13 protein-coding genes, 1 tRNA gene and 1 riboswitch are annotated in these 12,372 nt (G+C 68.9%); of the genes, 8 read left to right on the top strand and 6 right to left on the bottom strand.

Features of this window, described 5'->3' with window-relative positions:
- Positions 1-82: 82 nt before the first annotated feature.
- The 4 genes from topA (at position 83) to QMO76_RS25660 (ending at position 5,023) form a co-directional block, all read left to right on the top strand.
- Positions 83-3,034 carry a type I DNA topoisomerase gene (gene topA, locus QMO76_RS25675; protein ID WP_372342077.1) on the top strand — a complete coding sequence of 984 codons (2,952 nt, stop codon included), beginning with the start codon at positions 83-85 and terminating at the stop codon, positions 3,032-3,034.
- Positions 3,035-3,113: 79 nt separating this feature from the next.
- Positions 3,114-3,617, top strand: a complete 504-nt coding sequence (locus QMO76_RS25670) for a DUF664 domain-containing protein (RefSeq protein ID WP_306363875.1) — start codon at positions 3,114-3,116, stop codon at positions 3,615-3,617.
- A gap of 58 nt (positions 3,618-3,675) precedes the next feature.
- Positions 3,676-4,887, top strand: coding sequence for a DNA polymerase III subunit delta' (locus tag QMO76_RS25665; RefSeq protein ID WP_306363874.1), 1,212 nt, complete (start codon positions 3,676-3,678; stop codon positions 4,885-4,887).
- 63 nt (positions 4,888-4,950) lie between these two features.
- Positions 4,951-5,023: transfer RNA gene (locus QMO76_RS25660), tRNA-Thr, on the top strand.
- A 277-nt stretch (positions 5,024-5,300) separates the two neighbouring features.
- Here the strand turns inward: QMO76_RS25660 and QMO76_RS25655 are convergent.
- Both QMO76_RS25655 and QMO76_RS25650 read right to left on the bottom strand, forming a co-directional pair.
- Positions 5,301-6,365, bottom strand: coding sequence for a diacylglycerol kinase (locus QMO76_RS25655; RefSeq protein WP_306363873.1), 1,065 nt, complete (start codon positions 6,363-6,365; stop codon positions 5,301-5,303).
- Positions 6,366-6,390: 25 nt separating this feature from the next.
- Positions 6,391-7,179, bottom strand: coding sequence for an SDR family oxidoreductase (locus tag QMO76_RS25650; protein WP_306363872.1), 789 nt, complete (start codon positions 7,177-7,179; stop codon positions 6,391-6,393).
- A gap of 144 nt (positions 7,180-7,323) precedes the next feature.
- On the opposite strand from QMO76_RS25650, the gene QMO76_RS25645 reads away from it, so the two are divergent.
- Complete coding sequence (locus QMO76_RS25645; protein WP_306363871.1) at positions 7,324-7,965, top strand: TetR family transcriptional regulator; 642 nt, start codon at positions 7,324-7,326, stop codon at positions 7,963-7,965.
- 185 nt (positions 7,966-8,150) lie between these two features.
- Here the strand turns inward: QMO76_RS25645 and QMO76_RS25640 are convergent, their stop codons facing one another.
- Genes QMO76_RS25640 through QMO76_RS25630 form a run of 3 tightly spaced genes read right to left on the bottom strand, consistent with a single transcriptional unit; the run spans position 8,151 to position 9,183 of the window.
- The gene (locus QMO76_RS25640) at positions 8,151-8,468 is read right to left on the bottom strand and encodes a DUF222 domain-containing protein (RefSeq protein WP_306363870.1); all 318 of its coding nucleotides are present in this window, start codon (positions 8,466-8,468) and stop codon (positions 8,151-8,153) included.
- A gap of 50 nt (positions 8,469-8,518) precedes the next feature.
- Positions 8,519-8,752 carry a DUF6374 family protein gene (locus QMO76_RS25635; RefSeq protein ID WP_306363869.1) on the bottom strand — a complete coding sequence of 78 codons (234 nt, stop codon included), beginning with the start codon at positions 8,750-8,752 and terminating at the stop codon, positions 8,519-8,521.
- Positions 8,753-8,802: 50 nt separating this feature from the next.
- Positions 8,803-9,183 carry a hypothetical protein gene (locus QMO76_RS25630; RefSeq protein ID WP_306363868.1) on the bottom strand — a complete coding sequence of 127 codons (381 nt, stop codon included), beginning with the start codon at positions 9,181-9,183 and terminating at the stop codon, positions 8,803-8,805.
- A 110-nt stretch (positions 9,184-9,293) separates the two neighbouring features.
- Here QMO76_RS25630 and QMO76_RS25625 point away from each other — a divergent pair, with 110 nt between their 5' ends.
- Entirely contained in the window at positions 9,294-9,743 is a 450-nt protein-coding gene (locus QMO76_RS25625; protein WP_306363867.1) for a DUF2752 domain-containing protein, read from the top strand.
- Between the two features lie 55 nt (positions 9,744-9,798).
- A complete protein-coding gene (locus QMO76_RS25620; RefSeq protein ID WP_029925138.1) occupies positions 9,799-9,987 on the top strand; it encodes a hypothetical protein in 189 nt (62 codons plus the stop codon).
- A 63-nt stretch (positions 9,988-10,050) separates the two neighbouring features.
- Here QMO76_RS25620 and QMO76_RS25615 read toward each other — a convergent pair whose 3' ends face one another.
- Positions 10,051-11,361, bottom strand: coding sequence for an aminotransferase class V-fold PLP-dependent enzyme (locus QMO76_RS25615; RefSeq protein WP_306363866.1), 1,311 nt, complete (start codon positions 11,359-11,361; stop codon positions 10,051-10,053).
- A gap of 46 nt (positions 11,362-11,407) precedes the next feature.
- Positions 11,408-11,521, bottom strand: a riboswitch (SAM riboswitch).
- A gap of 183 nt (positions 11,522-11,704) precedes the next feature.
- On the opposite strand from QMO76_RS25615, the gene QMO76_RS25610 reads away from it, so the two are divergent.
- A complete protein-coding gene (locus QMO76_RS25610) occupies positions 11,705-12,361 on the top strand; it encodes a heme oxygenase (biliverdin-producing) (protein ID WP_306363865.1) in 657 nt (218 codons plus the stop codon).
- The last annotated feature ends 11 nt before the right edge of the window (positions 12,362-12,372 follow it).

Raw genomic sequence — 12,372 nt, 5'->3', positions numbered from 1 at the left:
TATGTAGTCGCCGCCGCTTGCCCCAGCCGCGTATCGCGCGCACCCAGCGCCACGCGGATCGACAGGAAAGGTGTGTTCGCCGGTGGCAACACGAGACCGCGGTGCAGCGCCGAACTCCAACGCAGCGCCCGACCGGGGGCGCCCCCTGCGTCGTCTCGTGATCGTCGAGTCGCCGACGAAGGCCCGCAAGATCGCCCCCTACCTCGGTCGCAACTATGTCGTGGAGGCGTCGGTCGGTCACATTCGGGACCTGCCGCGCGGCGCGGCGGATGTGCCCGCCAAATACAAAGGACAGGACTGGGCGCGCCTCGGCGTCGACGTCAACAACGACTTCGAGCCCATCTATGTGATCAGTCCGGATAAGAAGGCCAAGGTCAGCGAGCTCAAGAGCCTGCTGGCCGACGCCGACGAGCTCTATCTCGCCACCGACCCCGACCGCGAGGGCGAGGCCATCGCGTGGCATCTGCTGGAAACCCTCAAGCCGAAGGTTCCGGTCCGGCGCATGGTGTTCCACGAGATCACCGAGCCCGCCATCCGCGCGGCCGCCGCCGACACCCGGGATCTGGACCAGGATCTGGTCGACGCGCAGGAGACGCGGCGCATCCTGGACCGCCTCTACGGCTACGAGGTCAGCCCCGTGCTGTGGAAGAAGGTCATGCCGAAGCTGTCGGCGGGCCGCGTGCAGTCGGTGGCGACCCGCGTGATCGTGCAGCGTGAGCGGGAGCGCATGGCGTTCCGCTCCGCGGAGTACTGGGATATCGCGGCCAAACTGGATGCCGGTGGCGAGAGCGAGACCGGGAATCCCCGGGTATTCGGTGCGCGGTTGGTGAATGTGGACGGAGCGCGGGTGGCGTCCGGTCGCGACTTCGGCCCGGACGGTCTGCTCAAGACCGCCTCCGGCGTGGTCGTGCTCGATGCCGATCACGCGCGTCGCCTGGCCGAGGGTCTGCACGGTGTGGACCTGGCGGTCACCTCCGTCGAATCCAAGCCCTATACGCGCAAGCCCTACGCGCCGTTCATGACCTCGACCCTGCAGCAGGAGGCGGCGCGCAAGCTGCGCTTCGGCTCCGAGCGCACCATGCGGGTGGCGCAGCGGCTGTACGAGAACGGCTACATCACCTACATGCGTACCGACTCGACGACCTTGTCGGAGTCGGCGATCACCGCGGCGCGGGCGCAGGCCACGCAGTTGTACGGCGCGGAGTTCGTGAGTCCCACACCGCGGCAGTACAACCGGAAGGTCAAGAACGCGCAGGAGGCGCACGAGGCCATCCGTCCGTCGGGCGACACCTTCGCCACGCCGGGGCAGTTGCACTCACGGCTGGACAATGACGAATTCCGTTTGTACGAACTGATTTGGCAGCGGACCGTAGCCTCGCAGATGGCGGACGCGCGCGGTACCACGCTGACGGTCCGCATCACCGGTGTCGCGAATACCGGTGAGGAATGCGTGTTTTCGGCCTCGGGCCGCACCATTACCTTCCCGGGCTTCCTGAAGGCGTATGTCGAGAGTGTCGACGAGGAGGCGGGCGGCCAGTCCGACGACGCCGAATCGCGGTTGCCCGCGCTGTCCGAGGGGCAGGGCGTCACGGCCGTCGAGCTCAACCCCGACGGGCACACCACCAATCCGCCACCGCGATTCACCGAAGCCTCGCTGATCAAGGCGCTCGAGGAACTCGGCATCGGCCGCCCCTCGACCTATTCCTCGATCATCAAGACCATTCTCGATCGCGGGTACGTGTACAAGCGCGGCAGTGCGCTGGTGCCTTCCTGGGTGGCGTTCGCGGTGGTCGGTCTGCTGGAGGCGTACTTCGGCCGGTTGGTCGACTTCGACTTCACCGCGGCCATGGAAGACGATCTCGACGCCATCGCCGGCGGCCGGGAGCAGCGTGGAAACTGGTTGTCCAGCTTCTACTTCGGCGGCGATCACGGCGTCGAGGGATCGGTCGCGCGCAGCGGCGGACTCAAGAAGATGGTGGGCGAGCAGCTCGACGACATCGACGCCCGGCTCATCAACTCCATCAAGCTGTTCAGCGATGCCGAGGGGCGCGACGTGGTGGTCCGGGTGGGCCGGTACGGGCCGTACCTGGAGCGCTTGGTCGCCAATCCCGATGACCCGCAAGGGGATCCGATCTCGCAGCGGGCGAACCTGCCCGACGAGCTGCCGCCGGACGAACTCACGCCCGAGGTCGCGGAGAAGCTGTTCGCGACCCCGCAGGAGGGCCGCCGTCTCGGCAAGGATCCGGAGACCGGGCACGAAATCGTCGCCAAGGAAGGGCGTTTCGGGCCGTACGTCACCGAGATCCTTCCGGAGCCCGAAGCGGATATCGACACCGGCGGCAAGAAGCCCGCCAAGAAGGCGGCCGCGCCGAAGCCGCGCACCGGCTCGCTGTTCAAGTCGATGGATCTGAGCACCATCACGCTCGACGACGCGCTGAAACTGCTGTCACTGCCGCGGGTGGTCGGCGTCGACCCGGCCTCCGGCGAGGAGATCACCGCGCAGAACGGTCGCTACGGGCCGTATCTGAAGAAGGGCACCGATTCGCGTTCGCTGGCCGGTGAGGAACAGATCTTCACCGTCACGCTGGAGGAGGCGTTGAAGATCTACGCCGAGCCCAAGCGGCGCGGCGGGCAGGCCGCGAGTGCGGCGCCGCTGCGCGAGCTCGGTGTCGATCCGGCGTCCCAGAAGCCGATGGTGATCAAGGATGGCCGGTTCGGGCCGTACGTCACCGACGGTGAGACCAATGCCAGCCTGCGCAAGGGCGACGAGGTCGAGTCGATTACCGATGAGCGCGCCTCCGAGCTGCTCGCGGATCGGCGGGCGCGCGGGCCGGTGAAGAAGACCGCCAAGAAGGCGGCCAAGAAGAGCACCGCGAAGAAGACGGCCGCCAAGAAGACCACGGCGAAGAAGGCAGCGGCCAAGACAGGCGAGGGCGCGGCGGCCGAGAAGACGGCCGCGAAGAAGACCGCCGCCAAGAAGGCTCCGGCCAAGAAGGCTCCGGCGAAGAAGGCGACGGCAGCCTCGAAGTCCTGATCGGTTCGTGGGGTTCTCCGTGTCGGTGCGGTCCCGTAGCGTGTGAGCACGCCGAGGCGCACCACCGGAAGGACTCTCGATGACCGTCGACCGCGAGCGCGAAGATCTCATCGCCAATCTGGCCGAGCAGCGGCGGCTGTTCGGCATCACCCTGCGTGGGATAGAGGACGATCAGGCGCGGCAGCGCACCACGGTCAGCGAGCTCACGCTGGGTGGCCTGCTCCATCATCTCGTCGACACCGAGCGGCACTGGGTCACGGTCGCCGTCGAGCGCGACGAGAACTCGGAATTCGATCTGTCCGAGATGGATTCGCGGTATCGGATGGGTCCGGACGAGACGGTGGCGGGGCTGCTCGCCGAATGGGAAGCGGTCGCCCAGCGGACCGAGCGGCTGATCCGCGAGGTCGACAGCTTCGACACCCCCATCCCGATTCCGACCGCGCCGTGGGCGCCGGAGCGGGAGTACTGGCCGGTGCGCACCATCCTGTTCAACATCTTCCGCGAGATCGCCCACCACAGCGGGCACGCCGACATCATTCGCGAGGCACTGGACGGGGCGAATACGACGTATCAGCGGGTCTGACCGTCGCGTGCCGTGACGACGGCAAAGCCTGTCGGCGCCAGCCGCTAGGGTGTACGGCGTGGCGGGTGTCTTCGATCGACTGGTGGGCCAGGACGCGGTCGAGTCCGAGTTGACGACCGCGGCGGTGGCCGCGCGGAATGGAACCGGATCGTCCTCGGCCATGACGCATTCCTGGCTGTTCACCGGACCGCCCGGTTCGGGACGATCGGTGGCGGCCCTGGCCTTCGCCGCCGCTCTGCAGTGCACCGATCCGGAGCGTCCCGGTTGCGGCAGGTGCCACGCCTGCACCACGACCATGGCCGGAACACACGGTGACGTGCGGCGCGTGGTGCCCGAGGGCCTGAGCATCGGCACCAAGGAGATGCGCGAGATCGTGCAGGTCGCCTCGCGGCGGCCGAGCACCGGGCGCTGGCAGGTCGTGGTGGTGGAGGACGCCGACCGCCTCACCGAGGCCGCCGGAAACGTCCTGCTCAAGGTGGTGGAGGAGCCGCCGGAGCGGACCGTCTTCCTGCTCTGCGCGCCCTCGGTGGATCCGGAGGACATCTCGGTGACGCTGCGGTCCCGCTGCCGCCATGTGCATCTGGTGACCCCGTCGGTCGACGCCATCGCCCGAGTATTGGTGGACCGCGACGGGCTCGACGCCGAGACGGCCGGGTGGGCGGCGTCCATCAGTGGAGGTCATGTGGGCCGGGCTCGCCGCCTGGCGACCGACGACGAAGCGCGGACGCGACGCAAGCGGGCGCTGGCGCTGGTCGGTGCGACCGCGCGCCCCGGCGCGGCCTATGCGGCGGCCGATGCCCTGGTGAAGTCCGCCGACGAGGAAGCCAAGCAGGTCAGCGCCGAGCGCGACGGCAAGGAACGCGACGAGCTGGCGACCGCCATGGGCGCGGGCGGCACCGGCAAGGGCACCGCCTCGGCCACCCGCGGTTCCGCCGGAGCCCTCAAAGACCTGGAACGCCGCCAGAAGTCCCGCGCCACCCGCACCGGCCGCGACGCCCTCGACCGCGCCCTCATCGACGTCGCCGGTCTCTACCGCGACGCCCTCGCCGTCCGCCTGCGCGCCACCACCCCCGACGCCCACGGCGTCGCCCTCACCCACCCCGACATGTCCGACCAGATCCGCGAACTGGCCTCCGACGTCCGCCCCGAGGGCCTCCTCCGCTCCATCCAAGCCGTCCTCGAATGCCGCGAAGCCCTCGACACCAACGTCAAACCCCGCTTCGCCGTAGCCGCCATGGTCGCCACCCTCATAGCCGCCCGCTCCACCTAGCCCCCGACCACCGGTTTTCGCGATCCAGCCGCGAGACGATAGACTCGCACCGCCGAAAGGCACGCCGCCTTAGCTCAGTCGGTAGAGCGCTTCACTCGTAATGAAAAGGTCGGGGGTTCGATTCCCCCAGGCGGCTCCGAGATCGAAGGCCCTTCCCGGAACGCCGGGGAGGGCCTTCGCTGTTGCCCATGACCCGCGGTGCTCTTCCTCGGCGCGATCCTGCGTCGAACGCGTCGTGTGCGATGCTGCTGGGATGGCGCGGGCGGGGAAGTGGACGGTGGGGATGGCCTTCGCGCCGGTGCCCCGAGCTCCCGCACACGCGGCGAAAGACCGACCTGCGCCGCTGACGTGTCGGCGCTCCCGGTACACCGAGAGTCGCGGCAGCAGGGCGGTTCCGGGCCGGGTGGTACGCCTCAGGACATCAGTCCGCGGCCGGTCGTGAGGGGCAGATCGAGGGCGGTGAGCAGGCCGGGTCGGGCTTCGATCACCGCGGGGACGGCGCTGACCAGTCGGGCGGCGGTGCCGACCACACCGGCCAAGGCGTGGTCGCCGTTGCTGTAGAGCTGGAGGTCGAGCCGGTAGTCGGGGTCGCCCTCGATTTCGACTCGGTAGCAACCCTTTCCGGCCGGTTGCGGCCAGTCGGGGGCGAGGTCGGGGTGTAGCCGGGTGACGTGTTCGAGGGTGAGGATCTCGCGGCCCGCGCGAACGCCGTGCACCTGGAACCGCAGCGCCGCGGCCGTTCCGGGAGCCACCTCGCGGTCGCCGACGACGAGTTTCTCCGTCGCCGGGAGCCGCTCGAAATGCTGTGTCACGGAATCGAGTTCGACATCCAGACCGGCGGCCAGCTGCCGGACGACGCTGCCCCAGGCGAGGGTGAGCACACCCGGCTGCAGCAGCATGGGCAGGTCGTCGAGGTCGCTGCCGAAGCCCATGATGTCGAACACGACCTTGGGATTGTCGTACGTGGAGTAGTCCATGATCTCCGAGCAGACGACGCGGTCGATGCGCTCGGAGCCGCTGGACAGCACCAGCGGCAGCCAGTCGTTGGCCCAGCCGGGGTCGATTCCGTTGACCCACAGCGAGGCGCCTCCCTCCTCCGCCGCGGCCACGATCGGCGCGATGGCCTCATCGGGGAGGACACCATACGGGTACTGCAGGAAGACCGGACTGCTGGACACCACGTTGATGCCCGCGCGCAGGAAGCTCTTCAGGTCTTCGACCGCCTCCATCAGCCGGTCGTCGGCCATGGCGGTGTGGACGATGCAGTCCGGTCGCAGGGCGAGCAGTGCCGCCGCGTCCTCGGTGGCGGTGACGCCGATCTCGCGGTCGAGACCGGCGAGTTCGCCGGCGTCACGGCCCGCCTTCTCCGGGCCGGACACCCAGACGCCGACCAGATCCAGTTCGGGCCGGGCGATGATGGATCGCAGCGCGCGCCGTCCTACATTGCCGGTGCTCCACTGCACTACGCGATAGGTCATATCGATGTCCTTGTGCTGTCGGTGATCAGAGGTCGGGCAGGCCGAGTTCGAGGTTGGGCCGTTCGATGCCGCCATCCACCTCGAGCACCTTGCCGGTGATGTAGCCGCCGGCGCGGGAGCTGAGATAGACGATGGCGGCGGCGATCTCCCAGGGCTCGCCGAGCCGCCCGAGCGGGGTGACCGACTCCATGGCCGATTTGATCTCCGGTTGCTGTGCCACGACATCCAGCGCGGAGGTGAGAACCGCCCCGACCGCAATGGCGTTGACACGGATCTTCGGGGACAGGTCGGTCGCGGCCAGTCGGGTCCAGTGTGCGAGTGCGGCCTTGACGGTGCCGTAGGCGAGGAAGCCGCGCCCGGCGGTGCGCCCCATCATCGAGCTGATGTTCACCACGGACCCGCCGCCCGCGCGCAGCAGGTGCGGGACCGCGGCCTGGGTCAGCGCATGCGCGGTGGAGACGTTGAAACGGAATGCGTCTTCGAGGAAGTCGGTGCCGGTGGTCATGAACGTGTTGGGCATGGTGCCGCCGACATTGTTGACCACGATGTCGAGTTGGCCGAGCTCCGCGGCCGCGGTGTCGGCGAAGGCCCGGACCGCGTCCAGGTCGGACAGGTCGCAGGGGACGGTGACGGCGCGGCGGCCGAGGGCGCGGATCTGTCCCGCGACGGTGTCGAGTTGTTCTTTGGTGCGGGCGGCGATGGCGACGTCGGCGCCCGCCTCGGCGAGCGCGAGAGCGGTGGCTGCGCCGATGCCGCGGCCGGCGCCGGTGACGACGGCGACGCGGCCGTCCAGGCGGAAGGTGTCCAGGATCATCGAGAAAGTCCCTCTCCGAGCTGATCGTTTCGTGACTGCGATCACAAGCAGCTTTAAGAACTAGTTCTTAACTGTCAAGGGAAAGTTCTTCATCCGCTGGTGGGGCGCTACTGTGCTGGCTGAGGCGAGTGCGGAGGGCGGAGCATGGCGGCGACGGATGCGCGGAAACGGATCATTCTCGCGGCGGAGCGGCTGATCGCGGAGCGTGGGCAGGCGGTGCCGCTGCGGGATATCGCGGCTGCCGCGGGCCAGCGGAACAACTCGGCGATCCAGTACCATTTCGGATCCCGCGACGGTCTCATCGCGGCCGTGGTCGAGTTGCGGCTGGCCACGCTGGAGGCGCGGCGGCTGGAACTACTTGCCGAACAGGGCGGTTCGAGCACGCCGCCCGGTGTGCACGGGTTGCTCGAAGCGCTGGTGATCCCCATGTTCGAACTCGGTGAGCGGCACGGCGTCCACCACTACGCCCGGTTCCTCACGCAGATCCACACCCACCCGGCGGTGACGGACGCGGCCAATCTCGACAGCGCCGAGCGGACGTCGGTGCGGGTCATCATGCAGGGCCTGGACCGAGAGCTCGCCGACCTGCCGCCACGGCTACGGGTGCGCAGACTGCGCGCGGTGACCACGATGCTCTTCGCGCTGCTGGCCGACTTCGAGCGCGCGGTCGAGGCCGGCAAGGTCCGCGCCGGAGATGTGGACGCCTGGGGAGAGATCATCGACATGCTCGCCGGATCGCTCACCGCACCGGTCACCGGTCCGGCCGGTGTCCGGGTGCACGGCTGACGGTGATGGTCGGGATACCGTTCGCCGACGAGCAGCTGGTCGACAAGACGCCGTGCACGAGGCCGCGAGCCAGGTGCTGCGCGCGCGGTTGATCCGGTTACGCCGGTGGGCTCTCGCGATGTCGTTCCGGCTCGGTGTCGAGTGGCCCGCTGAATGTTCAGGGCCGGTGGGGCCGGGAGAGGGCCTCAGCTCGCTGCCGCCAGCACCCTCCACACCTTCCTGGACCGCGGGCGTGGTTGCGGGGCCGCGTATTCGATGCGTCGGCGCGCTTCGTGGGTGCTGATCCGCAGTAGGTCGGTCAGCAGTTCGACGGTGTCTCGATAGCCGGTGTCCGCGGCGAGGCCGCGGCGTTCGGCTTCGGCGACGGCGGCGCGCATGGCGGCGTCCAGTCGCCGTCGGCGGCGTTCGGTTTCTACGAGGGTGCGCAGCAAGTCGACGTCGGTCAGTTCCGGCCATCCTGATGCTGGGGCTGTCGGCGCCAGCGCGGTCGAATGTGTGGTCACCCGTGTCAGTCTACTCCAAGAGTCGAACGTGTGTTCGATAAATGGAGGGTTCAGCCGGGCCACTCGTCCATCCGTCCGTGGAAGGTGGGGCGGTCCGGTGCGGGGTCGGTGGGGGCGGGGTGGGTTTCCTCCAGGTAGATGCGCATGCCCTCGGCGATTTTGCCGGCGGCGTGTTCCAGCTGTTCGGGGGTGATGTATTTGCCGAAGGCCGCCGCGTCGAGGAGTTGTCTGCGGACCTGGTCGAGGTTCATGCGAGCCCAATCGAGGCGGGACAGTTCCGGCATGGCTGGGGAGATTACCTCGAGTCGAACAAACTTTCGATACTAGGGGAGGGTTACGACATATTCGTGAGGATCGGGAGCGGCTGGGTTTCGGTGGCGGGGGCCAGGGCGTCGATGACGGCGGTGAGGCGGATACCGGCCGCGCCGAGGGTGGCGGAGAAGGAGCGGCGGCCCTCGGCGGCTTCGCCGGGGGTGGTGGTGTCGACCATGTCGAGTGCTCGCGCCCATTGGAGCAGGTGCGCGTTCGCCTCGGCGGCGGACAGGTCGGGGTGGATGGTGCCGCGGAACTCCGCCTGGTGCGCGGCCGTGAAGCGGGCGCAGCAGTCCCATAGCCAGGTCGCCGGGGGCAGTGGTGCACCGGCGGTGTCGGCGGCGTGGGAATTCACCAGATCGGAGACGGCGTCGATGGCGGCCAGCATCAGTGAATCGGTCACGGCGACAGCGTGTCACCTGCGGTGATGGGTTGTCGGTAACCGACGCGGGCGTGTCGACACCGCACGTTCGGCTCTGGCGCACCCGGTGCCACACCACTACCGTTGATCGCGTGGACGCCAGCCTCGCGCATACGCCCGAAACCCCGGCCCGCTCCCGGTGGCGGGCCATGGGGCTGCCGCTGCTCGCCGGTGGCGCGGTCGCGGGCATCGCCGCCGCCGTGCATTTCCGCGACCCGCATCGGGAGGGGTCGTGGGGGATCTGCCCCTTCTACGAGCTGACCGGTTTCTGGTGCCCCGGCTGCGGTGGGCTGCGCGGGCTGCACAACCTCACCGACGGGCGGGTACTGGACGCGGTGCAGAGCAACCTGCTGCTGTTCCCGCTGCTGCTGGGATTCGTTGCGTGGTGGGGATATTGGATGGTGCGCAGTTGGCGCGGGCAACCGGCGCAGCTGCTGCCGAGGGGATTGCCGCGCTCCCTGCTCTGGGTGACGCTGGCGTTCCTGGTGGCCTACACGGTGTTCCGCAATACGCCGTGGGGGAGTTGGCTGGTTCCGGTGTGACCGGGGACGGCGTGGCCGAACGGGTGGAAGTCGCCGATCGGGGCATGCTGTCGATATGGGTGATTCGCTGAAGAAACGAGTGCGCGAGAAGCTGCTGCGGCAGCTGAACGAGGACGGTGCGCCCGATCCGGACCAGGACGATACCCGGCAGGTATCGGTGCTCACGGATCTGGAATTGCTGGACGCGGTGGCGGAGGACGACCCCGTCGTCGAGGAGCTCGCCGCCCGGTACTACGTGCCGTGAACCCGGAACTCCGTCCCCCGAGCCCGGCTCGGGGGACGGAGTTCCGGGATCTTTCGGGATCTCTCAGACGCAGGGCGCTGCCCCGGCGGCGTCACCGTCGAACGGCCGCGTCTCCGGCACCGGGTTCCACTGCCCGTCGGTGCACGCGTACTCCCAGCCCGACCCCCGCTCGACCAGGGCGGCGACGGCGTCGACGAGCCGGTCCACATCGGCCGACGTGGTGCCGAGACCGATGCTGGCGCGCAGCGCGCCGTCCACCCCGAGCTTGGTCAGCAGCGGGTGGGCGCAGAAACGTCCGTCGCGCACCCCGATGCCGTGCTCGGCGGAGAGGTAGGCGGCCACCCGTCCGGGTTCGAAGCCGTCCAGGGTGAAGGCGACGATGCCGACGGCGTCGGTGCTGTCGCGCCAGATGCGCAGGAACCGCACGCCCGGAACGGTTTTCAGCCCGTAGCGCAGGCGATGCGCGAGGTAGAGCTCGTGTTCGGTGACCGTGGTCTCGTCGAGTGCGGCCAGGGCGTCGCAGGCGGCGGCCAGCGCGGCCACCCCGAGCACATTGGGGGAACCGGCCTCGTGCCGCTGCGGTGCGCAGGCCCATTCGGTGTCGTCGGCGGTGACCTCGCGCACCGCGCCGCCGCCGGCCAGGTACGGTTCGGCTGCGTCCAGCCAATCCCGGCGTCCGACAAGCACTCCCGCGCCGAAGGGGGCGTAGAGCTTGTGCCCGGAGAAGGCGAGGTAGTCGATGCCGCTGGCGCGCAGGTCGATTCGGCGATGCGGGGCCAGTTGGGCGGCGTCCACCAGGATGCGGGTACCGCACTGGTGCGCGATCCAGGCCAGCCGCTCGATCGGCAGCAGTTCCCCGGTCACATTGGACGCGCCCGTAACTGCAAGCAGCGCGGCGGGTTTGGTGCACAGTTCGGCGACCACGCGCTGAATGGTCTCCTCGATCGTGTCGGCGGCCCGCACCACTCGACGCCCGTGCCGGAGCCACGGCAGGAAGTTGGCGTGATGCTCGATGTCCAGCACCACGGTGTCGCCGGGTACGCAGGCGGCCAGCAGATTCAGTGCGTCGGTGGTGTTGCGGGTGAAGACCACGCACTGGTCGTCTACGGCGTTCACGTAGCGCGCCAACGTCTTTCGGGCGGATTCGTAGCAGTCGGTGGAGACGCGGGAGGCATAGCCCGCGCCGCGGTGCACACTGGCGTAGGTGGGCAGCAGGTCCCGCACCCGCTCGGTGACCTGGGCGAGCGCGGGTGCGCTGGCGGCGTAGTCGAAGTTGGCGTAGGCGGCGGTGCCGCCCTGCACCAGGGGCACCCGCAGATCGCATCCGGAGACGGTGGCGAGGGCGGCGCAGCTCTGTTCGGCGAAGGCAGTCATGACGAAATCCCGTCGGCTCAGGGACTCGTGATCGTGAGTTGATCGGAGTCCGCGCTTGCCGTGTTCTGGTGAATCACGGCCCGGTCGTCACCCGGAGCACCCCACCGCGGAGGAGGGTTGCCGACCAGCTAGCCGGGGCTTGACGCTGGTACTCATGACCTGGTTGCAGAGGTTGGCAGACGAGTGTCGAACTTGTCAACCCTCTCCGGAGAATCATCCGAAAGTTGGATCGGGAGGGCCGCAAAGTAGGAACCGGGAGTTCGCCGGGGCCGGTAACCTCGAATGTGAAGTTAGGGTAGCCAAAGTACGGGCGGCCCGGGATCGACAACGAGGGAGCACCACCATGCTGGACACCGCGACGCCGTTCTCGACCCTCATCCGCACCGCGACCGAGCGGCAGCACGCCGAGGCCGAGCACTCCTCGTTCATGCGCGACATGCTCACCGGCACCTTCGGTGTGCGGGCTTTCTACCGCTACACCGCCCAGCTGTGGTTCGTCTACGACGCCCTGGAGCGGCATTCCGCCGACCTCGCCGCCGACTCCGTCGCCGGACCGTTCGTTCGCCCGGAGCTTGCCCGTCTCGCCGCCCTGGAAACCGACCTCGCCCACCTCGGCGGCCCGGACTGGCATGCCGACCTGCGACCGCTGCCCTCCACCCGCGCCTACGCCGAGCGCATCGCCGAATGCGCCCGGGACTGGTCGGCCGGATATGTCGTTCATCACTACACCCGCTACCTGGGTGATCTCTCGGGCGGCCAGGTCATCCGCGGCACCGCCGAAAAACTGTGGGGCCTGCCCAAGAAGGGCGACGGCGTGCGCTTCTACGTCTTCGACCGCATCCCCAACCCGGCCGCCTTCAAGCGCGAGTACCGCGAACTCCTCGACGCCCTGCCCATCGGCGGCGACGAGACCGAGCGCGTTCTCGACGAGGCCCGCCGCGCCTTCGCCATGAACACCGACATGTTCGGGGAACTGGCCGAGGAATTCGCCCGCAACTGAAGCCGCGAATG

The sequence above is a fragment of the Nocardia sp. CC227C genome (genome assembly GCF_030767025.1).
Lineage (GTDB): Bacteria > Actinomycetota > Actinomycetes > Mycobacteriales > Mycobacteriaceae > Nocardia.
This window is presented reverse-complemented; position numbering and strand designations above follow the sequence as displayed.

Coding starts and splice junctions, on each gene's coding strand:
- QMO76_RS25670 (WP_306363875.1), top strand. CDS start 3,114: ATGACCGTCGACCGCGAGCGCGAAGATCTCATCGCCAATCTGGCCGAG.
- QMO76_RS25655 (WP_306363873.1), bottom strand. CDS start 6,365: ATGACCTATCGCGTAGTGCAGTGGAGCACCGGCAATGTAGGACGGCGC.
- QMO76_RS25650 (WP_306363872.1), bottom strand. CDS start 7,179: ATGATCCTGGACACCTTCCGCCTGGACGGCCGCGTCGCCGTCGTCACC.
- QMO76_RS25645 (WP_306363871.1), top strand. CDS start 7,324: ATGGCGGCGACGGATGCGCGGAAACGGATCATTCTCGCGGCGGAGCGG.
- QMO76_RS25635 (WP_306363869.1), bottom strand. CDS start 8,752: ATGCCGGAACTGTCCCGCCTCGATTGGGCTCGCATGAACCTCGACCAG.
- QMO76_RS25620 (WP_029925138.1), top strand. CDS start 9,799: ATGGGTGATTCGCTGAAGAAACGAGTGCGCGAGAAGCTGCTGCGGCAG.
- QMO76_RS25615 (WP_306363866.1), bottom strand. CDS start 11,361: ATGACTGCCTTCGCCGAACAGAGCTGCGCCGCCCTCGCCACCGTCTCC.
- QMO76_RS25610 (WP_306363865.1), top strand. CDS start 11,705: ATGCTGGACACCGCGACGCCGTTCTCGACCCTCATCCGCACCGCGACC.